Consider the following 21,680-nt stretch of genomic DNA (forward strand, 5'->3'; position numbering starts at 1 on the left):
GCCTCGCTCGAAGGAGCCACTCAGCTAGGGCGTCACGCGTGTCGGAGTGATGTCGGCCAGATGGGCCTCCCAACCCTCGACATGCGTGAGAGGCCGGCGGGGGTAGTGACCCGCTGATCCGTTGCGTTCAGCGCTGCTTGACCAGGCGAGCCAGGGTGCATGGCGCTGCATGCCGGAGGGCAGTGTCGCAAGCTCCGGTATCCAGCGGCTGACGTAATGACCGAGAGGGTCATGTTGGCGTGCCTGCTTCATCATGTTGAAGTGCCGATCTCCACGCGGATCACGTCCGATACCCGCCAGATAGCGCCAGTTACCCCAGTTGGAAGCAATGTCGTAATCCAGTAGCTGATGTTCGAACCAGGCCGCCCCCTGGCGCCAGTCCACGCCAAGGTCCTTGACCAGAAAGCTCGCCACGTTCTGGCGCATGCGGTTGCTCAGCCATCCGGTAGCCGCTAGTTCGCGCATGCCGGCATCGACCCATGGCACCCCGGTCCTTCCGGTCTGCCAGCGTTCAAGCGCTTCCGACGCCAGCTCATGGCTGCGCGGCTGAGCCGCATCGTAGCTTTGGGAGTCGCTCGTGAAGGTCTGTCTGCCCAGACGCCGTGCATCCCAGTGGAAGTATTCGCGCCATAACAGCTCGACGCGGACCCAGTCGCTGTCCTTGAAAGCTGCCTGCGGATGCTCGCAGTGCTCGGGCAGCGTGGTTTGAAAGCGGTGCAGTGCGTCCAGTATTCGTCGCGGCGACAGACAGCCCAATGCCAGCCACACGGAGAAGCGGGTCGAGAAATCCGCCCCGCTGAGGCGATTGCGGGTGGTCTTGTACTGGCCGGCGAAGGCTGGGCTCAGGTAATCCTGCAGGCGCTGCAGGCCGGCGGGCTCTCCGGGGGCAAAGGTGTATTCGCCGCGGGAGTCGGCCTGCCAGTGGCGTGCCTCGAGCAGTTGCCTGGCCGTGCCCTGAAAGCCACGAGGGGCGGCCTCTGGCCAACCAGGGAACTGGGATGGCGCTTGTAGCGGGGCGGGTATGTCGGGGAGGCTCGGGCGGGCCTTCTCCAGCTTGCGCCGGAAGGCACTGAAGCTTTCGGGGAGTGCGGCGAGTGGTTCCGGCAGCTCGTCTTCGTCCAGCAACAAACCACTGTTCAATTGCCGCAAGCGACACTGGCTTGCCACCGCGCGTTGCTGGCGTTGTTCCAGCACGCCCGTGGCGCGGCGCGTGATGACGCCCCGGCAGCCATATTGCCTTGCCAGCTGCGGAATCAGTCGTGCTGCGTCGCCGTGGAGGATCAGCAGGTCACTGCCCAGCGCCTGAAGTCGTGTGCGCAGCGATTCCAGACTCCCGAGCAGGGCATGTTGCCGTCCCGTGCTGAGCGGCTGCAGGCGTGGCTCCTCGGGGCTGACGCTGCCGAAGGGCTGAAAGGTCGTCTCCGCCAGAACATGCACGACCAGCAGGTGCGAGGCTCGCTCCTCGAGTGCGGCTTGCCATACCGGGTTGTCATCGAGGCGCAGATCCTCGTTCAACCATACCAGCCAGGGGTCAGTGGACGTCATCGCGCGCCTCCCGTGCCAGCTGGCGTGCGTTACGTCGACAGCGCTGACTGCAATGGCGTACGTCATCCCAACAATCCTGCCACTTCTTGCGCCATGTGAAGGGGCGCTGGCAGGTCTGACACAGCTTGCTGGGCAGGTGCGGTTTGCGATGCATGCTGGCAAGGCTCCTTAAAAACAGTACACAGCCTATACCATAATTGTACGTCGCGCGAAATGGCGGCCAGGAAATCCCCTGTCGTTCTGTGGATGAGCGTCTTGCATGCCTGGCTCAATCGCTGCCCGGCAGTTGATCCAGTTGTCGCTCCAGGGTCTGCATGGTGAGTAGCAGATCACGGTATTGGCGTGCATTGACCGCACCGAGCAGCTCATCCTCGAAACGCCGAGCTTCGGGAATCAGCTCGGCGAGCATGGCCTCACCCTCGGCGGTGAGAACCAGCAGCTGCGCACGCTGGTCCTGCTCGCTCGGACGACGAAGGATAAGTTCACGGTTCTCCAGTGATTTGACGGCGCGCGAGACGCGTACCTTGTCCATGTGGGTGCGCAGACTGATTTCCCGTGCGGTCATCGGTACGCCACGGCTCAACCAGGCCAGCAGACGCCACTCGGCGACATTGATGGCGAAGCGTTCGCCATAGCGGGCGAACATCGCCTCACTGGTGCGCTCGGCCAGTCGGTTGAGGCGATAGGGCAGGAACTGGTCAAGATCCAGCTCGCAGCGGGGCGTGTCCTGTGAGGCTTCCCCATCAAGGGCATCGCGTGCTTCGGGAGTGTCATCAGTGCGTTGCATCGAGAGTTACCTGTCTCAGTGAGAGGGCTGACCAGCGTTGTCACGACAGTGCATGGCGGTCGGATCAGGTTACCGATGTTACCACTTCCGACAGCTAGCAAGACAAAAGTCGAGCACTTGAGCGATTGCCAAGGTATGAGTCTGTCTATATGGTTTCATATGTAACTATTTAAGGGCGGTGGCGGCATGTCGTGCCGTGGATGCCCCAGGTCATCAGGAGCCGCGAGCCCACAAGGAGATGAATCGTCATGCGCGAGCGCAATGCTGAGTGTCATTATCACGCCGGTTTTCGAAATCATGTCTCCAGCGAGGCGTTGCCTGGCGCCTTACCGCAGGGCCAGAACTCTCCCCAGCGTTGCCCCTATGGCCTGTACGCGGAGCAGTTGAGCGGCTCGGCCTTCACCGCGCCGCGTAGTCACAACCTGCGCAGCTGGCTTTACCGCATTCGGCCCTCGGTGGTGCAGGGCGCCTATCAGCCCATGGAGATGCCGCAGGTCGCCACCGCACCGCTGGCCGAGAGAATGTCGGATCCCAACCCGATGCGCTGGGACCCCATTGCATTCTCGACAGGGGACTTTCTGGACGGCCTGATCACGCTGGCGGTCAATGGGGATGCCCAGGCGCAGCAGGGCTGTGCCACGCACCTCTATGCCTTCTCTCGCGGCATGCAGCAGCGCTTTTTCTACAATGCCGACGGCGAATTGCTGATCGTGCCGCAACAGGGTGCCATCGAGGTGCGCAGCGAGCTGGGCCTGCTGGAAGTCGCCAGCGGCGAGATCGTGGTGATCCCGCGTGGTATCAAGTTCCAGCTCAATCCGCTGGCGGGACACGCGCAGGGTTGTCGAGGTTATGTGGCCGAGAACTATGGCGCGCCTCTCGAGTTGCCCTCTCTGGGGCCTATCGGCAGCAATGGGCTGGCCAATCCGCGTGATTTCCTCGCGCCATCGGCACGTTTCGAGGACGAAGCCGGTGACTTCACGCTGGTGGCCAAGTTCGGCGGGCGTTTCTGGCGCGCGAGCCTGGATCATTCACCGCTGGATGTCGTGGCCTGGCACGGCAACTACGCGCCCTACAAATATGATCTGGCGACCTTCAATACCATCAATACGGTCAGCTTCGATCACCCTGACCCCTCGATCTTTACCGTGCTGACATCACCGTCTGACACTGCCGGGGTCGCCAATCTCGACTTCGTGATCTTCCCGCCACGCTGGATGGTCGCCGAGAACACCTTCCGGCCGCCGTATTTCCATCGCAACCTGATGAGCGAGTTGATGGGGCTGATCCATGGCGAATATGACGCCAAGCGCGAAGGTTTCCGTCCGGGCGGCGCGAGTCTTCACAACGCCATGACCCCGCATGGCCCCGACGCTGCCACCTTCGAGGCCGCCAGTCAGGCGGAACTTGCCCCCCGCTATCAGGGCAATACGCTCGCCTTCATGTTCGAGAGTCGCTATCTGTTCCAGCCTACCCCACAGGCCCTGTCGTCGAGCGCTCGTCAGCGCGACTACGGCTCGGTCTGGCAGGGGCTCGCGTCTCACTTCACGCCTCACACCACTCCTTAATTCACCCTGCATCAGCGATGACCTTTGACTGTTCATCGTCATCCGACCCCAGGCAATTCCTGCATTATTGCTCACGTTGCTCTTCAAGGAGGCACCCATGAAATTCGCTACCTACCAGGATGGTTCCCGCGATGGAACGCTGCTGCTGGTCTCCCGTGACCTGACCCGCGCCGTCAAGGTCGCGGATGTCGCCGCGACCCTGCAGGCGCTGCTGGAAGACTGGACGTCGCTGGCGCCCAGACTCGAGCAACGCTACGCGGCGCTCAATGATGGCACGCTGACGGACGCCTTTGCGCTGGAAAGTCAGGCGCTGCATTCCCCGCTGCCGCGCAGTTATCAGTGGGCAGACGGCTCGGCGTATCTGAACCATGTGCAGCTGGTGCGTCAGGCGCGTGGCGCCGAGATGCCCGAGACCTTCTGGCATGACCCGCTGATGTATCAGGGCGGCAGCGACAGCTTCCTGGCCCCCAGCGCCGATATCGTATGCGTCAGTGAGGAGCATGGCATCGATTTCGAAGGCGAGATCGCCGTCATCACCGATGATGTGCCGATGCACGTCAGTCCGGAGCAGGCCGAGGACCACATTCGCCTGTTGATGCTGGTCAATGACGTCAGTCTGCGTGGGCTGATCCCTGGCGAGCTGGCCAAGGGCTTCGGCTTCTTCCAGGCCAAGCCGTCGTCAAGCTTCTCGCCCATCGCCGTGACGCCGGATGAGCTGGGGGATGCCTGGCAGCAGGGGCGCGTACATCTGCCGCTGAGCGTGCATCTCAATGGTGAGAAGTTCGGTGAGCCAGAGTCCGGGCCAGACATGATCTTCAGCTTCCCGCAGCTGGTGGCGCATGCCGCGAAGACTCGCCCCCTGGGCGCCGGTGCGATCATTGGCTCAGGCACCGTGTCCAATCCCGGCAAGGATGGCGGCCCCGGCAAACCGATCAGCGAAGGGGGTGTGGGCTACAGCTGTCTGGCCGAAGTGCGCATGGTCGAGAAGATCCTGTTCGATGAGATTCGCACGCCCTTCATGCGTTTCGGTGATCGCATCCGCATCGAGATGTTCGATCGCGATGGCCAGAGCATCTTCGGCGCCATTGATCAGCAGGTGACGCAGTTGGACGCCTGAGGGCGGCGTCGAGAGGCAGAGCTTCTCAGAGACACGTCTCGGGAAGACGTCGTGTGCCGGTAAGCCTCAAGCCAACTGAGTGCGAGGTGGTGCGAAGGGGCGGCCGGCATCCAACCGTGTCACAGGGGAGTGCAGCATGAGTTCAATGAGCCTGTATGGTTATTACCGTTCATCTACCAGCTATCGGGTAAGAATCGCGCTGGCGCTCAAGGGGGTTGAGGTCGCTCAGGTGCCGGTCAATCTGCTCAAGGGCGAACAGCGCAGCGAGGACTATCTGGCCATCAATCCCCAGGGACTGGTGCCGACCCTGATGGTGGGAGATACCCCAACATCTGTGGCCCTGACCCAGTCACTCGCGATCATGGAATATCTGGAGGAGCGCTGGCCCACCCCGGCGCTGTTGCCCTCAGCGCCGGAAGCGCGTGCGAAGGTGCGCTCACTGTGCCAGTTCATGGCCTGTGAGATGCACCCGCTCAACAATCCGCGCGTGCTCAATTATCTGACCGATCGGCTTGAGGTCACCCAGGAGCAGCGCCTTGAGTGGTACCGACACTGGGTCGCCGAGGGCTTCGCGCGTCTGGAAGTGATGCTGGCGGAGAGTGCAGGGCGTTTCTGCCATGGCGATAGCCCGGGCATGGCGGATGCCTGCCTGATGCCTCAGCTCTACAATGCGCGCCGCTTCGAGTGTGAACTCAAGGACTACCCGAGGGTTCTGGCCATCGAGGCGGCCTGTCAGTCGCTGGAAGCCTTTCGGCAGGCTCACCCCGAGCGTCAGCCAGATTGTCCGGCCCCTTGAGTCTGGTGTTATCCAGACACGAAAGCGCCCCGTCGTTACCGACGGGGCGCTTTCGTGTTGCTGGCAGTCATGGGTCAGCGACGTCGTGCTTCATCCACAGCGCTTGCTGGAGCAGCAACTGCTGGCGTGAGATTGCTCAAGCACTACCGCAGCTGTCGGCGGGGTGCAACAGCTGCTGGTGCTGGAAGCGTCCTGGTCGTCAGGCGCCTGATCGTCAGGTGTCTGACTGTTCCCGGCCTGCCTGGCCTCGCGCAGTTCGGCACGGGCATCACGAATCACCTGCCAGGCGGACTGCAGGAAGAGTGCGGCAATCGCCGCCCCCAGCAGCACGTCCGGCCAACGGGAGCCCGTCCAACCCACCAGTATCGCAGCGCCGAAGACCGAGGCATTGGCGATGATGTCATTGCGTGAGCATAGCCAGGTGGAGCGCATGTTCAGATCATCCGACTTGAAGCGCCACAGCAGGCCGAAGCAGACCAGATTGACGGCCAGCGCCAGCAGAGCGAAGGCGCCCATGCCGTGTGCGGCAGGGGCGACGCCGTGGAGGGCCTGATAGCCCGCTTCGCCAAGGACGATCAGGCCCAGTGCCAGCATCACGATACCTTTCACCAGTGCGCTCAATGCACGTTCACGTACGCTGCGGTGCAACACGTAGAGGGTCAGGGCGTAGACGCTGGCATCGCCGAACATGTCGAGTGAATCCCCCAGCAGCGCGGTGGAGCCGAGCGACCAGGCCGCGGTGAATTCGACGATGAACATGCTGGCATTCAGCGCCAGCAGTATCTTCAACACCTTGCCCTGTGAGGCTCTGAGCTCTGCCAGCTCGCCGGATTTGCTTTCGCAACAGCTTTTCATGGGTCTTGGCCTCCTGTCGTGTTGATGACAGCATGGAGGTTATAGTCACTATAAGGTCAAGTCGGCTGATGAAACGGTTGATGCATCGACATGCAACACATGGCGAGAGGAGAAGTCATCGATGACCACCAGAGATTTCGCACGGAAGAAGGAATCGTCCACCTCATCGCACGGCGAGGTGACGATGGGCATCGGCCAACTGGCCAGGGCGTCTGATGTCCAGGCGGTGACGATCCGCTACTACGAGAAGCAGGGGCTGTTGGCCCCGCAGCGGCGTGCGGCCAACGGTTATCGCGAATATGGCAATGCACAGCTCAGGCGACTGACCTTCATCCGCCGTTGTCGGCGGCTGGGGTTTTCGCTGGATGATATCCGCGCCTTGCTGGGGCTGGCGGATCAGCAGGCGTTGCCGTGCCATCAGATAGACGTGCGCATCGAGGCGCAACTGGCCGAGGTGCGCAAGCGTCAGCGCGATCTCGCCGTCATGGAGGAAGAGTTGCAGCGCCTGACGCACTGCTGTGCCGGCGGGGTGATGGCACAGTGTCATATCGTCGAGACACTGTCCGAGGTCGAGGAGTAAGGCCCTGGCAGACAGTTCATCTATCGCCAGGGCTGGGTCACGGGTTGGAGGTCAGGCGGGGCCAGGCTGGGGCAAGGGGGATCAGGCGCCGCAGGACTTGCGGGCGAGTTCCTCCGCGACCAGTTCCGTGACATCGATCAGGGTCTTGGCGGGGGCTGTGTCGTTGCCTGATGAGCTGACGGTGCTGACGGGAATCAGTGGCAGCTCCGTACAGGCCAGCAGCACGGTGCCTGACGACAGGCTCTCCAGCAGCGCATGAAAGCGCTGGACCACGCTCGGGTCATCGCCGCCACGTGCCTTCACGTCATAGATGATCTGATGCAGCAGGTGTGGGTCGCCGGGCACCTCGACCTCCACTACCTCCGCCAGTGCCCGATAGGGTGACCAGTCACCCATGTCCGTCACGGATTTCGCGCCCAGCAGCGCCACCTTTTCTAGTCCGTCGCGCCTCACCCTGTCGATGACGACATCGTTGAACGACACCAGCCGGGCATTCAGCGCCAGAGCCTCCAGCTGTGGCTGATAGTAGTTCAGCGTATTGCAGGCGATGGCGTAGTAGTCGACATGCTCGGCGAGCTTGCGGGCGCTGTCGGACAGCGCCTCCCATACCTGTTGTTCATGGGATTCGAGCTCCATGGACAGCCCGAGCGCCGGTTGGGAGATCAGGTGGACATGTGGCGCATCCAGATCTCCCCGATAGCCAGGCCCGACGCGGGCCTTGTTGGCGATCAGCAGCTTGTTCCAGAGATCCAGTCCGGCATCCGGGCCGGAGCCGGTAAGGATGCCGATCACGTTGCGTTGTCGCAGCTCAGTATCTTGCATGGCGATGTCCGTCGTCTTGTTGCGGGGCAGGCGGTGAAGGTTCAGTCAAGGGCAGCTCAGTCAGGGGCAGATCAGTTGGCTGAGCCTGGGGCCTAACTTGAGACTGAGTTTGAGGATGACGCTGACAGCGGGGAGCGCACAGCGGGCGTGTCGCCGGTAGCTTCGTCCTGCGCGCTCGCTTGGCCTTCCGGGCTGAAACGACGGCCCCAGCCGGTGGCGATGGAGACGCTCATCACGGCCAGCAGGACCCAGGCGTAGAGCACCCAAGGCGTCAGATCGAGCGGCATCAGGGCTGGCACGCCGGGGAAGGTCTCGGCGGCTTTCACGGACAGCCCGGAGGCGAAGAGCAGTGCGGCTGACCAGGGGAGCGAATAGACCAGGATGCAGGACATGCTGTCGATAATGTTGGCGCGACGGTAAGGGCTCAGGTCGAAGCGTTCACCGACCGGTTTGGCGTAGGACAGGCCGACCGCGAGGATCGCCGGGGCATTGATGCTCATCAGCGAGGACATCAGCAGCGAGAGCCCGGCGGAGGAGGCTTCCGCGCCACGCGGTGTGCGCACGACGCCCTTGAGCGCATTGATGAGCTTCTCACTGCCACCGCCATCGAGCATCAGACGAATGCCCGCCGACAGCAGGATCACCAGAATCGACAGGTCTGCCATCCAACCGGCCACGCCATTGATAAGCGCACCATTCTCGACCGACACGAAACCGCTCAGGGTGTTGAGGCCGGTGAGCATCGCCACCAGCATGCCGGACAGAATTCCCACGGTGGTGGCGAAGATCACATCGCCTTTCTTCATAGCCACGTAGATGGCGGCCAGGGCGGGCAGCAACATCACCAGGCCCTTGGGGTCCATGTGCTCGGCCAGCTGTTCATGCGCGACGACCAGTGGCGTCGTTTGCTGCGTCAGACTGATCAGCACCATCACCACGAGCGTGATGCTGCCGGCCACCAGCGTGAAGGGGAGTCGGGAGCGAACCACGCCACCGATGTCAGCGCCCTGACTCGCTGCCGAGGAGATAGTGGTGTCGGAGATGGGTGCCAGGTTGTCGCCGAAGGCACCGCCGCCCACGATGGCCCCTGCCAGCAGCAGCGGGTCGGCTCCCAGCATGACGCCCGCGGGATAGAGCACGCCCATGCCCGCGGCGATGGTGCCGAAGCCGGTGCCTGCCGCGGTGGCGAACAGGGCGCAGGCGAGGAAGGTCACGACAAGGAAGGCCGTGCCGGTGGCGCCGGTGTGATAAGCCGCCCACAGGATGCCGTCCACCAGCCCTGAGGAGCGCAGCACCGTGGCGAAGATGCCGGCAAAGATCCAGGCTGCCACCGGGGCGATGGCCACCTTGCTGGCCATGCCCTTCATGATGGTGTCGCTGTAGACGGACTTGTCACGGGCAAACAGGAAGGTGGCCAGCAGGCCGGCGAGAATACCGACCCACATACCCTGGATGGTCGGCTCCTCCAGACTGGTGGCCACATAAATGGCCGTGGTGATGAAGCACAGGATGGGCAGGAACGAGACCCAGGGCCCGCCGTGGAACGTGAGTTTGGATGCAAGAGTCATGCGATAGCCTCTTTTATGGTTATTACTATCTGCGTGTGAGGGACTTCTGCATTGCATCACTCACTCGTGAGGCGCGGAATTTGACGACCTGACTCAAGGTGGCGCACTCAGGCGCACTATCCGATACAGACTGAGCCTGACGCACTCTGGGTCATGGCGAGTGGGCGGCGTAGACTGAGGTTCTATCCCCGCGCGAGACAGTCCCATGAACGAAGACCTGGCCCTCAATCTGCGGCTGCTGTGCAGCTACTACCGATCCATCGCCGAGGTGAGTCGACGGCTCGAGATCAGCCGCCCACAGTTCAATCGATATCTGAGCGGTCAGTACCGGCCCGCTGCGCATACGCTGCGGCGGATCTGCGAGTTCTTCGGGGTGGAGGAGCACGAGATCCTGCTCCCCAATCGTCAGTTCCAGCGTCTGGTGCAGGTGCGTCCCAAGCCACGCGAGAGTCAGGCCACGCGTGTGGAGAGCGAGCCGCTGGCGCAGCTGAGGCGCTCGGGCGCCTCCGAACTGAGCCGCTATGTGGGCTACTACTATGAGTATTACCTGTCGATGTCGTCGCCGGGGCGGATACTGCGGGGGCTGGTGTCCATCATCCAGCGCGAGGACGGCGTCTATTACCAGCGTCTTGAGCGCCTGGTCGAGCGCGAGTCCTCCGGCGTCGGCGTTTCACACTGCAAGTATCAGGGGATGGCGTTCTATCTGAGTGATCGCATCTTCATGACCGACTACGAGTCGATGACCGGCAATGAGATCACCCAGACCATTCTCTACCCGACCTTCACCAGCCGTGTGTCGCGCCTCAAGGGGCTGCGGATCGGGGTATCGGCAAGTGGTGACCGCACGCCGGCCAGCACTCGCGTGCTGCTCGAATATCTCGGGCGTGACATCCGGGTTCGCTGCGCGCTGAAGCAATGCGGCCTCTATTCCCTGGACAGCGACGAGATCGAGGATGCCATCCGCCACGAGATCCTCAATGATCAGGCGCCGGTGGGCGAGGGGCCCTGGCATTTTCGCGCGCGCAAGGATGACTGAAGGCCGCTGATCACGCTCGCCTCTGTTGCCGCGCCGCGCCAGCCGCTACAATGCGCGCCATTCGTCTTGTTCTGCTATTCACCCAACAGTGCGCGCGGCGTGCCTCACGTCGAGCCGGATGCCTTTCAGCCCATGTCAGATTCCCAGATTGCCAAGGCGGCGGATGTGCGCCGTACATTCGCCATCATCTCTCACCCGGATGCCGGTAAGACCACCATTACCGAGAAGCTGTTGCTGTTCGGGAATGCCATCCAGATGGCCGGCTCGGTCAAGAGCAAGCGGGCCGATCGCCACGCGACCTCTGACTGGATGAAGATGGAGCAGGAGCGTGGCATCTCCGTGACCACCTCCGTGATGCAGTTCCCCTACAAGGACCGCATGGTCAACCTGCTGGATACCCCCGGGCACGAGGACTTCTCCGAAGATACCTACCGGACGCTGACCGCCGTCGACTCGGCGCTGATGGTCATCGATGGTGCCAAGGGTGTCGAGGACCGCACCATCAAGCTGATGGAAGTCTGCCGTCTGCGCACCACGCCGATCCTGACCTTCGTCAACAAGATGGACCGCGAGACGCGTGACCCCATTGAGGTGATGGATGAAGTCGAGACGGTGCTCAACATCCAGTGCGCGCCGATGACCTGGCCGATCGGCGTCGGCAAGGGCTTCAAGGGCGTCTATCATCTGCTCAATGACGAGATCCATCTCTACAAGCAGGGCCAGGGCAACCGTATTCCCGACGACGTGCGCATCAAGGGCCTCGACAGCCCCGAAGCCATCGAAGTGCTGGGCGAGGACCTGATCGAAGAGCTGAGCATGGAAGTCGAGCTGGTGCGCGGCGCCTCTCACGAGTTCGATCTCGAGGCCTATCGTCGCGGTGAACTGACGCCTGTCTACTTCGGTACTGCCATGGGCAACTTCGGCGTGCGCGAGATGCTCGATGGCTTCGTCGAATACGCGCCGCCGCCCCAGCCGCGCGATACCGATACCCGCGAAGTCACGGCTCACGATGAGCGTTTCACCGGCTTCGTGTTCAAGATCCAGGCCAACATGGACCCGAAGCACCGTGACCGTGTCGCCTTCCTGCGTGTCTGCTCCGGCAAGTACGAGAAGAACATGAAGATGCGCCACGTACGCATCAACAAGGATGTCAAGATTCCTGACGCCCTGACCTTCATGGCGGCGGACCGCTCCCACGTGGAAGAAGCCTGGCCGGGCGATATCATCGGCCTGCACAACCACGGCACCATCCAGATCGGTGATACCTTCACCATCGGTGAGGACATGCGCTTCACCGGCATTCCGCACTTCGCGCCGGAACTGTTCAAGCGTGTGCGCCTGAAGGACCCGCTGAAGATGAAGGCACTGCAGAAAGGGCTGCAGCAGCTCTCCGAAGAGGGTGCGACCCAGGTTTTCCAGCCGTTCGACAACAACGACCTGATCGTCGGTGCCGTCGGTACGCTGCAGTTTGACGTGGTCGCTCACCGCCTGAAGGAAGAGTACAAGGTCGAGTGCATCTATGAGGCGATCAACGTGCAGACCGCACGCTGGATCTACTGCGATGACACCAAGATGCTGGAAGACTTCAAGCGCAAGGCCAGTGCCAACCTGGCCTATGATGGCGGCGGCTGGCTGACCTATATCGCGCCGACCCGCGTCAACCTGCAGCTGACCCAGGAGCGCTGGCCGGACATCACCTTCCGCGCGACCCGTGAGCACTGAGACAGTTGCCACAACGGCGTTGCCGCAACGGCGTTGCCACAATGTAGTCGCCACAACGGCGCTGCCACTGCGGCGCTGCGATAGCGAGACTGTCGATCACGGCATGAAGAACGCCACCCTTCGGGGTGGCGTTTTTTATGCTCGGCGAAAGGTAGCGTTTTTTGTGTCCCGACTTGCGTGTAACCCTACGTTTACACAGCCAACCCATGGCGCGGCATCAGCACGGCATAATGTTCTGGTCATGTTGTCGTGCAGGCATCCGCGTGATGAATCTTGCAGGGGCGAAGGCCGGTAGGGCGCAGACAATGACAACAACAATGGCGTGGGATATGTCTCAGTGCGGGCCATGCTTGATGCGTGGTAATCCACCGGATGGTTAGCGAGTGACAGGAGGTGACAGATGTCCGGATTCATGCAGGAATTTCGTGACTTTGCCGTCAAGGGAAATGTCGTCGACATGGCGGTCGGCATCATCATCGGCGGGGCATTCACCCTGATCGTCAAGAGTCTGGTGGGTGACATGCTCAACCCGCTGATCGGGCTGCTGATCGGGGGAGTCGATTTCTCCAACTTCTTCATCGTGCTCAAGGAAGGTGCCCAGGCGGCCCCCTATGCCAGCCTGGATGCCGCGAAGGAAGCGGGAGCCGTAACCCTGAACTATGGCTTGTTCATCAATGCCATCATCAGCTTTGCCTTGGTGGCGCTGGCGGTATTCGTATTGATCCGCCAGATCAACAAGCTCAAGAAGGAAGCCGAGGAAGTGCCGGAGGAGGTCACCGACAAGGATTGCCCGTATTGTCTATCCAAGGTTCCGCTGGCAGCGACCCGTTGTGGTCATTGCACCTCGGAGCTTGCGCCGGCGGCGCCGGTGGAGGCGGCCTAGGTCATCTTCGCCAGTCACGACGGTCTATAAAGCAATATCGACACTCGTCCTCAAGGGGCCGGCCACCAGGCCGGTCCCTTCGTTTGTCTGACACGCGCTGATATAGCACGATGGCTGTACGACCATCACCGGGAGATTCCATGCTGATTGACAGCCATTGCCATCTGGATTTCGCTGACTTCACGCCGGATCGTGAGGCGGTCATCGCGCGTGCCGAGCAGGAAGATGTCTCGGCCTTCGTGGTGCCCGCCACCACGGTGGCAAGCTTTTCGGCAGTGCTGGCGCTGGCGGATTCATCGGCGCGTATCTACGGTGCCCTGGGACTGCATCCCTATTTTCTGTCCGAACATGGTGAGGGCGCGCTGGCGACGCTCCATCAGGCTCTCGACCAGCATGCTGGCCAGATCGTCGCGTTGGGCGAGTGTGGCTTTGATGCGCGCCTGGCCGATCATGACGCCCAATGGCAGCTGTTCGAGGCACAGCTGAGCATGGCACGCGAATTCTCCCTGCCTGTCATCGTGCACTGCGTGCGTGCCAATGACGAAGTCGCCAAGCGTATCAAACAGGCACGACTCACCCGTGGTGGCATCATCCATGCCTTCGCGGGCAGTCAGGTGCAGGCACAGCGCTTTCTGGAGCTTGGCTTCGTGCTGGGGCTGGGCGGCAGCGTGACCTACTCGCGTGCCAACAAGCTGCGCGGAGTGGTGGCGTCACTGCCCGACGATGGCTTCGTGCTGGAAACCGATAGCCCCGACATGCCGCTGTGCGGGTTTCAGGGCCAGCGCAATGAGCCATCGCGAGTGGCGAAGGTCGCGGACGTGGTGGCGGAACTCCGCTCGAGCAGCCGCCACGATATCGCGTTATCCACCACGACGAATGTGCAGCGTATTCTTCAACTGAACGTCTGATCTAGACTGACCTCAAAGGCCAGGCGACAGCCTGCCGACCCGGTTCAGGAGGTCGCCTCATCATCGGTAAATCAATGTCAGATTCTTCAGCATCGCGTTCCTCCTCTCGTGTGTCGTCACATGAGTCCTCTGCTGTCTTCGCGCACGCCTTCCTGCCTGCTGGCCCCCGCTATCGGATGTACCTGCTGCCGCTGCTGTTGCTGGCGGCATTGCTGGCCACCGCCTGGTTGACGGCCAGCCAGATCACGCAATCCCGCGAGGCGGATCATGAATCCGACAGGCAGCGGCTGGCCTTGTGGATCAGGAGTGAACAGCGCCTGCTCGAGGGGCAGTTGCAGGAAAACGGCTACTGGGAAGAAGCCGTGACCAGGTTTCTGCGCGAGCCCAAGCTCGACACGACCTGGCTTGAGTACATGTATGGCCCCGAATTCGCCATCAATACCGGCATACATCTGATCTCTGCGGTGCGTGGCGATGGCCAGGTGGTAGCCTGGGTCCAGCACAACGCCGGATCGCCGGGGGCCGACTGGCTGGGCAAGCAGCCGGTGAGCTGGCGACGTGCGCTCGCCCCCGTCATGCAGGTTGCCCGTCAGTCACCTACGCAGCCTCAGCTGGCCTGGTTGATCGTCGACCACCAGCCATGGCTGATCGGCGTGCAGGGGCTCTACGAGGATGAGGAGGCCTTGCCACCGCGAGACGAGCAGGGGTTGTTGATACTGGGCATGCCGCTCACGGCAGACCTGCTCGATGAGCAGGCGGCCGTACTGGGCTTGAAGGGTCTGCAGGTGGTCAGCAATGCCATGCCACAGCCCATCGCGACGCAGCAGGTCTGCGTGGCCTTGCCGGCGTCCGGCCGTGCCGATCGCTACAACCATGCCAAGGCCTGCTGGCAGAATGAAAACCGCGTCGCTCAGTTGCTGCAGGAGATGGGCGCTCCGCTGGCGGTGTTGCTGTTGATCATTTTGCTTGCGGGCATGGGGACTATCGGCATGTTGGTGCGCGACAGTCGGCGCCGCAGAGCGAGCCAGGCCTATGGCGCCTATCTCGAGCATCAATACCAGCGCCACAGCATCCTCAACCAGCAATTCCTGAGCGCCCCCTATGAAACCCACACGCCGCAGAATGCGCGAGCGTCTCTCACCCGGTATCTGCAGCGCGTGCGCGAGATGCTGGGAGCAGAGATCATCCTCTATCGGCGTGAGGTGGGAAACCCCAACGCTGGCTACCTGATCCTGCAGAGTCACGATGAGCGTGAGTGGTTGAGTGAGGAATCGTTGCGGCATGATCCTCTCTGGCGCCTGCCGGTGGGACGCGTGTGCGTGTCAGCCGATGATCGCTCGCGGCGCGAAGGCGATGGGAGCGTCGACAGGAATGCCAATGAGCCGAATGACCGCGCGCTGCTGCTGTGCCAGCGACTGGGTGCCAGCCAGCTGATGGGGTATTCGGTCTCGCCGCATCCCGGGCGCAGCGAATCGCTGCTGGTGGCCAGTCGTGGCCACCAACTCAATCCCACCGAGATGATGCCGTTGCTGGACATGACCCTCGATACGCTGGTGGTACGAGGATTGGAGCAGGAACGCGTGCTGCTCCAGCACCAGTTGCTCGAGGAGCGCGAGACGGATCTCGATACCGGCCTGCTCAGCCGTGAAGGCATGCTACGCCTGATCAAGGTGCGGATTGATCAGCTGGGAGAGGTCGCGCCGATGGAGGGCTTCGTGCTGATGGCGCTGCGGATTGGCGGTTTGCAGGTGCTCTATGATCATGCCGGCGCCGAGCCGGGCAATCACCAGCTGGAGCAGGTCCAGAAGCGTATCGCTCCCTTGCTGGGGAATTCGGGCGATGTGGCGCGCCTCGAGACCGACAGGCTGCTGATCATGGTCCAGCGCCGGCTGCTGGAAGCGACGCGAGGCGGTATCAGCGGCTGGCTGGACAACCTGCTGAATGCCGTGCGCGACAAGGTCACGCTCAATGATGAGGTGATCTATCTGCAGCCGAGTCTGGGCATCACGCGCTACCCCGAGGATGGCCACCAGGTGGATGCGCTGGTCTATCGCGCCGAGCGTGCCTTGCACGATACGCAGCAGTGCCAACGTGAGTGGCATTTCTTCGATGAGGAGGCGGAGCGTGAGTTGCGTCGCCTCAAGCAGCTGGAGGCCGAGTTCACCGTCGCGCTGCGTGAGAATCAGCTCAGGCTCTTCGTGCAGCCTATCGTCGATGGGCGTAGCGGCCGCTTGCAGCTGTCGGAGGCGTTGATTCGCTGGCAGCACCCCGAACATGGCTTGTTGGGCTCGGCGGATTTCATGGCGATCGTCGAGTCCGCACGCCTGGATGTCGCGCTGGGGCGTTGGGTGCTCAAGGAAAGCATCGCGACCCTGATGCGCGTCCACGAAAGCGGTCATGAGCTGCATCTGAGCGTCAACGTGACCGTGCGTCACATGATGGACAAGCGCTTCCTGTCAGATCTGGAAACGTTGTTCCGGCATCCGGAGCTGTGTGAGCGCCTGACGCTTGAGCTGGTCGAGAGCCAGCTGCCGGATGACATCCAGGCTCTCGCCGTGCTGTTCCAGACCATCCGGGCTCACGGCGTGGCATTGGCATTGGACGATTTCGGTACGGGCTACTCCTCGCTGTCACAGCTTCAGCAGTTGCCGTTCGACAAGCTCAAGATCGATCGGCAGTTCGTGATGGCGCTTGGCTCCAGCAAGGGGCAGGCCATGATCGAAGCAATGCTGGGCCTGGCGGAGGCTTTCCATCTTGCGGTGGTAGCAGAAGGTATCGAGACGCCAGAGCAGCGAGCGGAATTGCTCGCACATGGCTGTTCGCTGCATCAGGGCTATCTCTATGCACGACCGATGCCGGTGCAGGAGCTGATCGAGCACCTTGTCGCAGGGGATGGCTGGCTGCCGGAAGGGCTGTAAGGGCTGTAAGGGCTGTGAGCCCCGGCAGGCGCCTGAAATCAGCAATCCCGACAGTCAAAAGCCCCGCACCTTGGCACGTGCGGGGCTTTCCTGTGGCGGCTTTCAAGCGATCAGTCCTTCAAGGCTCAGCCCTTCAAGACAGTCAGCCCTTGAGCTGCTCCGGGTCGCGACGCTCGACGGCATAGGGCAGTGCGCTGCGCTCAAGCTCGGTGCCATCTTCCAATGCCAACGCGATCTCTTCATCACGCAGGCTGATCACGGCCAGCAGCTCCAGGCGTCCTTGCTCATCATGGGCTGCCTGCAGCACCTCGCCAAGGGACTTGCCATCGGGAGATGTGACCTTGCTGCCCACCGCCGGCAAGTCGGCCGGCTGCATTGTCGTCAGGCGTTGCAGGCGCTTCTTGACCTGACCGCGGAAGTGGGCACGTGCCACGACTTCCTGACCGGTATAGCAGCCTTTCTTGAAGCTGATCGCGGCGAGGGCTTCCAGATTGAGCATCTGCGGCAGCCAGCTGTCAGTCTGCGCGGAAGTGACCCACTGCAGACCGGCGCGAATATCTTCTAGGCGCCAGCGGGTTTCGTCGCTGGCGGCCACATCGCGTGCGAAAAGCGCCGTCGCGAGGCTTGCCAGGGTGGCATGCGGGCCGACCAGTATCGCGCGCGGGGTATCGCCTGACGGCTGGCGAGCCAGCGCGCAGGTCTGCGGTTCTTCTTCCTCGCTCGACTGCAGGGGCGACTGGAGAACCGAGCGCATGGCCAGGTCGTACGCGGGCAGAGCCGGTGCCGCCAGGGCGTCGGCACAGGCCGCCAGAGTCTGTTCGCCGAGAAGGCCGAGCACGCTCAGCTCGCACGACACCTCCAGCGTCACCTTGTAGAAGGGCGCGAACTTGGCCAGATGGGCGCGCAGCGGTTCGGCGGTGCCAGCCGGCATCACCAGCCACAGGCGCTCTTCGCTGACGCGCAGCAGCTGAGCCATGGCCAGAATGCGCCCCTTGGGTGTGCAGAAGGTCGTCAGCGGCGCCAGCTCGCCATCGACCAGACTCAGCTGCTGTGAGGTCTGCCCCTGCAGAAAGCGTTCGCCATCCTTGCCGCAGACCTCGAGGACTTCGAAATTGCCCAGCGGGGTCAACCCATTTTCGGCCAGGGTGCGGTCAGCTACGCCAGCGATTGGCATGGAGGCATCGTCTGGCTCACCCAGCGTCAGGCGGCCGTCCTCGCCGAGCTGGTAGCCGTGGTCTTGCATCAGCGTCTTGAAGGGATTCATCTACCACCATCCTGTTGCGAAGGAGTGAACTGCCGGTGGCGCTCTGGCAACCATGCGGCATGTCGGATGCCCGCATTGTCACGCGCCAGCTGGCGGCTGTCAGCCCCTTGTGCCTCAAGTGGCAGTAAAAGAACGGGCAAATCTGGGCTCCCGTCCCGCCAGGCGTTTCTGCGGCCTGGCTTGCGAAGCGTCTGCTCCGCGCTGACTGCCAGGCAACCGTGCTATTCTTGACGGCTGCAATGCGCCGCGGCGCCCCTTTTTTACCGCATGACAGGAATGACACGATGGCCAGTTTTTCTCTTACTTTGATCGGCGTCGAGAGCGTCAAGGACGTCAACAAGGTCACCACGGCGCTGATGATGATGGATGGCGTCAAGGAAGCCGAGGTCGGGCGTGGCTTTGCCGAAGTCGACGGTCAGGTGCGTTATGACGCGCTGGTCAAGGCGGTCGAGAAGGCCGGTTACAAGGTCAAGTGACCGCAGTGCGGTGACGCTGGACAGGCGGCGAGCAGGCAACGTCTCATGAGCGGGATCACGGACAGATCAGCGACAGGGAGGTGACGAATGAGCATCGAGGTAATCAGCCGTCGGTCAGGCAGTTTCGTGCAGCGGGTACAGGTCGCTAGCTTTGATGAGTTGCTGGTCGATGTGCCGGCGGTGGTCGGTGGCGACGAGAGCGCTCCGGACCCGCATGACTACTTCGACCTGTCGCTGGGGGCCTGCAAGTCGATCACCGTGCAGATGTATGCAAGGCGCAAGGGCTTGCCGCTGGCGGGGATCACCACCACGGTGGACCGGGACGACAGCGACGAGCGCCGTGGCAGCGACAGCGAATATCGCCTCACGGTCAGCATGCAGTTTCTGGCCGAGGAGGGCCATGAGCTGGACGCCGAGACGCGCGCACGCCTGATCGAGATCTCCGAGCGTTGCCCCATCCATCGCCTGATGACCAGCACCCGGGTCTCGGTGACCAGTCGAGAAGCGCCCGCGAATGAATGATAGCGCTGGGCAATCATCTGTCTGTCGTCAGTTGAAGACCCGACTGACTGCCACCATTGAGAGCGCATGAGCAAACCATTTCGCATCGATTCCAAGTTTCAGCCGGCCGGTGACCAACCGGCGGCCATCGAGAAGCTGATCACCGGCCTGGACGCGGGCCTGGCGCATCAGACCCTCCTGGGCGTGACTGGCTCCGGCAAGACCTTCACGGTGGCCAACATCGTGGAGCGTCTGCAGCGTCCGGCCATCGTCATGGCTCCCAACAAGACGCTGGCGGCGCAGCTGTACGGTGAGTTCAAGTCGTTCTTCCCCGACAACGCCGTCGAATATTTCGTCTCCTATTACGATTACTACCAGCCCGAAGCCTACGTCGCCTCCTCGGACACCTTCATCGAGAAGGATGCCTCGATCAACGACCATATCGAGCAGATGCGCCTGTCGGCGACCAAGGCGCTGCTGGAACGCCGCGATGCGATCATCGTGGTCTCGGTCTCGGCCATCTATGGCCTGGGGGATCCGGATCAATACCTGAAGATGCGTCTGCACTTCAATCGTGGTGAGCAGATAGACCAGCGTGGCTTCCTCAGGCGACTGGCGGAGCTGCAGTACACTCGCAACGACATGGATTTCCGGCGCGGCACCTATCGGGTGCGTGGCGACGTGATCGACATCTTCCCAGCCGACTCCGAAGAGCAGGCGGTGCGTGTCGAGCTGTTCGATGACGAGATCGATTCCATCCGGCTGTTCGATCCGCTGACCGGTGAAGTAACCGAGTCGGTGCCGCGCATGACCATCTATCCCAAGAGTCACTACGTGACGCCGCGCGAGACCATCGTCGCTGCAGTCGATCGCATCAAGGAAGAACTCGTCGAGCGCCTCGATTACCTGCGCAAGCACGACAAGCTGGTCGAGGCCCAGCGCCTGGAGCAGCGTACCCTCTATGACATCGAGATGATGATGGAGCTGGGCTACTGCAACGGCATCGAGAACTACTCGCGCTATCTGTCGGGGCGTGATCCCGGCAATGCGCCGCCGACCTTCTTCGACTACCTGCCCAAGGATGCACTGGTCTTCATCGACGAGTCCCACGTCAGCGTGCCGCAGGTCGGCGGCATGTACCGCGGTGACCGTTCGCGCAAGGAGACGCTGGTGGAGTACGGCTTCCGCCTGCCGTCGGCCCTCGACAACCGCCCGATGAAATTCGAGGAGTGGGAGAGCATCCTTCCGCAGACGATATTCGTCTCGGCGACGCCTGGCCCCTATGAGGAAGAACATGCCGGCCAGGTGGTGGAGCAGGTGGTACGTCCAACTGGACTGCTCGATCCGATCATCGAGGTGCGTTCGGCCTCGACCCAGGTCGATGATGTGCTCTCCGAGATCAAGGCGCGCACCCAGGTGGGCGAGCGCGTGCTTATCACCACGCTGACCAAGCGCATGTCGGAAGACCTGACCGAGTATCTGGGAGAGCATGATGTGCGGGTGCGTTATCTGCACTCCGATATCGACACCGTCGAGCGCGTCGAGATCATACGTGACCTGCGCCTGGGCAAGTTCGATGTGCTGGTCGGTATCAATCTGCTGCGTGAGGGCCTCGATATACCGGAGGTCTCGCTGGTGGCGATCCTGGATGCCGACAAGGAGGGCTTCCTGCGCTCGGAACGCTCGCTGATCCAGACCATCGGCCGCGCGGCGCGTAACGCCAACGGCAAGGCCATTCTGTACGGGGATCGCATCACCGATTCCATGCAGCGGGCCATCGCCGAGACCGAACGCCGTCGCGAGAAGCAGATGGCCTTCAACGACGAGCACGGCATCACGCCGCGCACCATCACCAAGTCGGTGGCGGATATCATGGAAGGTGCCCAGGCACCGGGCCGCAAGAGCAGCCGTCGCAAGGGCAGCGAGCGTCAGGTGGCGGAAGAGACGCCGGACTACGCCGCACTGGCGGCCGAAGGGCCTCAGGCGCTCGAGAAGGAGATCAGCCGTCTCGAAGATGCCATGTTTGCCGCGGCCAAGAACCTCGAGTTCGAGGAAGCCGGTCGACTGCGCGATCAGATCAACGATGTCCGCAATCGCCTGATCGCGCTGGGCTGACGCCGCTCTCCATCGACCAGCTTTCGCGTTGCCAAAGGCATTACCCTGCGCGCCCGACGATGTCACCCATCGTCGGGCGCGTGGCGTTCAGGGCTGGCGTTGGCACCAGCGCGCGGCGGATATGTGTTGCGCAAGTGTCATCAGCGAGTTATCCCGTTATCTTGCCTATGCCTCGCAGATCATCACATTGCAGCTCAGTGCATGGCTCAGGGGCAACCGGTT

At 62.3% G+C, this 21,680-nt stretch carries 19 protein-coding genes; 12 read left to right on the forward strand and 7 right to left on the reverse strand.

What is annotated here, in order from left to right; all coding sequences use genetic code 11:
• Positions 1–24 precede the first annotated feature (24 nt).
• The 3 genes from QQF40_RS08380 to QQF40_RS08390 all read right to left on the reverse strand — a co-directional run bounded on the left by QQF40_RS08380 (position 25) and on the right by QQF40_RS08390 (position 2,332).
• Positions 25–1,545, reverse strand: coding sequence for a DASH family cryptochrome (locus tag QQF40_RS08380; RefSeq protein WP_285461049.1), 1,521 nt, complete (start codon positions 1,543–1,545; stop codon positions 25–27).
• A complete protein-coding gene (locus QQF40_RS08385) occupies positions 1,532–1,699 on the reverse strand; it encodes a DUF2256 domain-containing protein (RefSeq protein WP_084589600.1) in 168 nt (55 codons plus the stop codon). Before QQF40_RS08385 ends, QQF40_RS08380 begins: the two co-directional genes overlap by 14 nt.
• 114 nt (positions 1,700–1,813) lie before the next feature.
• Positions 1,814–2,332: a MarR family winged helix-turn-helix transcriptional regulator gene (locus tag QQF40_RS08390; protein ID WP_285461050.1), complete on the reverse strand. Its 519-nt coding sequence runs from the start codon at positions 2,330–2,332 to the stop codon at positions 1,814–1,816.
• A 248-nt stretch (positions 2,333–2,580) separates the two neighbouring features.
• Here QQF40_RS08390 and hmgA point away from each other — a divergent pair, with 248 nt between their 5' ends.
• The 3 genes from hmgA to maiA all read left to right on the forward strand — a co-directional run bounded on the left by hmgA (position 2,581) and on the right by maiA (position 5,810).
• On the forward strand, positions 2,581–3,897 hold the full coding sequence (hmgA, locus tag QQF40_RS08395; protein ID WP_285461051.1) for a homogentisate 1,2-dioxygenase: 1,317 nt from the start codon (positions 2,581–2,583) through the stop codon (positions 3,895–3,897).
• Between the two features lie 97 nt (positions 3,898–3,994).
• On the forward strand, positions 3,995–5,014 hold the full coding sequence (locus QQF40_RS08400) for a fumarylacetoacetate hydrolase family protein (RefSeq protein ID WP_285461052.1): 1,020 nt from the start codon (positions 3,995–3,997) through the stop codon (positions 5,012–5,014).
• Between the two features lie 145 nt (positions 5,015–5,159).
• Positions 5,160–5,810 carry a maleylacetoacetate isomerase gene (maiA, locus tag QQF40_RS08405; protein ID WP_285461107.1) on the forward strand — a complete coding sequence of 217 codons (651 nt, stop codon included), beginning with the start codon at positions 5,160–5,162 and terminating at the stop codon, positions 5,808–5,810.
• 90 nt (positions 5,811–5,900) lie between these two features.
• Here maiA and QQF40_RS08410 read toward each other — a convergent pair whose 3' ends face one another.
• Positions 5,901–6,665, reverse strand: a complete 765-nt coding sequence (locus QQF40_RS08410; RefSeq protein ID WP_285461053.1) for a cation efflux transmembrane domain-containing protein — start codon at positions 6,663–6,665, stop codon at positions 5,901–5,903.
• 121 nt (positions 6,666–6,786) lie between these two features.
• Here QQF40_RS08410 and QQF40_RS08415 point away from each other — a divergent pair, with 121 nt between their 5' ends.
• Complete coding sequence (locus tag QQF40_RS08415; RefSeq protein ID WP_285461054.1) at positions 6,787–7,245, forward strand: MerR family transcriptional regulator; 459 nt, start codon at positions 6,787–6,789, stop codon at positions 7,243–7,245.
• 81 nt (positions 7,246–7,326) lie between these two features.
• Here QQF40_RS08415 and QQF40_RS08420 read toward each other — a convergent pair whose 3' ends face one another.
• Together QQF40_RS08420 and QQF40_RS08425 are read right to left on the reverse strand one after the other, a co-directional pair.
• Positions 7,327–8,067 carry an aspartate/glutamate racemase family protein gene (locus tag QQF40_RS08420; RefSeq protein ID WP_285461055.1) on the reverse strand — a complete coding sequence of 247 codons (741 nt, stop codon included), beginning with the start codon at positions 8,065–8,067 and terminating at the stop codon, positions 7,327–7,329.
• A gap of 92 nt (positions 8,068–8,159) precedes the next feature.
• The gene (locus QQF40_RS08425; protein ID WP_285461056.1) at positions 8,160–9,635 is read right to left on the reverse strand and encodes a Na+/H+ antiporter NhaC family protein; all 1,476 of its coding nucleotides are present in this window, start codon (positions 9,633–9,635) and stop codon (positions 8,160–8,162) included.
• 205 nt (positions 9,636–9,840) lie between these two features.
• On the opposite strand from QQF40_RS08425, the gene QQF40_RS08430 reads away from it, so the two are divergent.
• The 5 genes from QQF40_RS08430 (at position 9,841) to QQF40_RS08450 (ending at position 17,102) form a co-directional block, all read left to right on the forward strand.
• Positions 9,841–10,671, forward strand: coding sequence for a helix-turn-helix domain-containing protein (locus QQF40_RS08430; protein ID WP_285461057.1), 831 nt, complete (start codon positions 9,841–9,843; stop codon positions 10,669–10,671).
• Positions 10,672–10,803: 132 nt separating this feature from the next.
• Positions 10,804–12,393 carry a peptide chain release factor 3 gene (locus QQF40_RS08435; protein ID WP_153635928.1) on the forward strand — a complete coding sequence of 530 codons (1,590 nt, stop codon included), beginning with the start codon at positions 10,804–10,806 and terminating at the stop codon, positions 12,391–12,393.
• Between the two features lie 400 nt (positions 12,394–12,793).
• The gene (mscL, locus tag QQF40_RS08440) at positions 12,794–13,276 is read left to right on the forward strand and encodes a large conductance mechanosensitive channel protein MscL (RefSeq protein ID WP_176677253.1); all 483 of its coding nucleotides are present in this window, start codon (positions 12,794–12,796) and stop codon (positions 13,274–13,276) included.
• A 140-nt stretch (positions 13,277–13,416) separates the two neighbouring features.
• Positions 13,417–14,184, forward strand: a complete 768-nt coding sequence (locus QQF40_RS08445) for a TatD family hydrolase (RefSeq protein WP_285461058.1) — start codon at positions 13,417–13,419, stop codon at positions 14,182–14,184.
• A gap of 74 nt (positions 14,185–14,258) precedes the next feature.
• Positions 14,259–17,102 (forward strand): EAL domain-containing protein, encoded by a 2,844-nt coding sequence (locus QQF40_RS08450; RefSeq protein ID WP_285461059.1) that lies wholly within the window; start codon positions 14,259–14,261, stop codon positions 17,100–17,102.
• A gap of 142 nt (positions 17,103–17,244) precedes the next feature.
• On the opposite strand, the gene ygfZ is transcribed toward QQF40_RS08450, so the two are convergent.
• Positions 17,245–18,366, reverse strand: coding sequence for a CAF17-like 4Fe-4S cluster assembly/insertion protein YgfZ (gene ygfZ / locus QQF40_RS08455; RefSeq protein ID WP_285461060.1), 1,122 nt, complete (start codon positions 18,364–18,366; stop codon positions 17,245–17,247).
• Positions 18,367–18,650: 284 nt separating this feature from the next.
• Here ygfZ and QQF40_RS08460 point away from each other — a divergent pair, with 284 nt between their 5' ends.
• From QQF40_RS08460 to uvrB, 3 genes are all read left to right on the forward strand, one after another.
• A complete protein-coding gene (locus tag QQF40_RS08460; RefSeq protein WP_153635924.1) occupies positions 18,651–18,842 on the forward strand; it encodes a hypothetical protein in 192 nt (63 codons plus the stop codon).
• An 87-nt stretch (positions 18,843–18,929) separates the two neighbouring features.
• Complete coding sequence (locus QQF40_RS08465; RefSeq protein WP_285461061.1) at positions 18,930–19,364, forward strand: OsmC family protein; 435 nt, start codon at positions 18,930–18,932, stop codon at positions 19,362–19,364.
• A gap of 66 nt (positions 19,365–19,430) precedes the next feature.
• Positions 19,431–21,458 (forward strand): excinuclease ABC subunit UvrB, encoded by a 2,028-nt coding sequence (gene uvrB, locus QQF40_RS08470; RefSeq protein ID WP_285461062.1) that lies wholly within the window; start codon positions 19,431–19,433, stop codon positions 21,456–21,458.
• Positions 21,459–21,680: the final 222 nt, after the last annotated feature.

Origin of the sequence: Cobetia sp. LC6, from assembly GCF_030264805.1 — a bacterium.
Lineage (GTDB): Bacteria > Pseudomonadota > Gammaproteobacteria > Pseudomonadales > Halomonadaceae > Cobetia.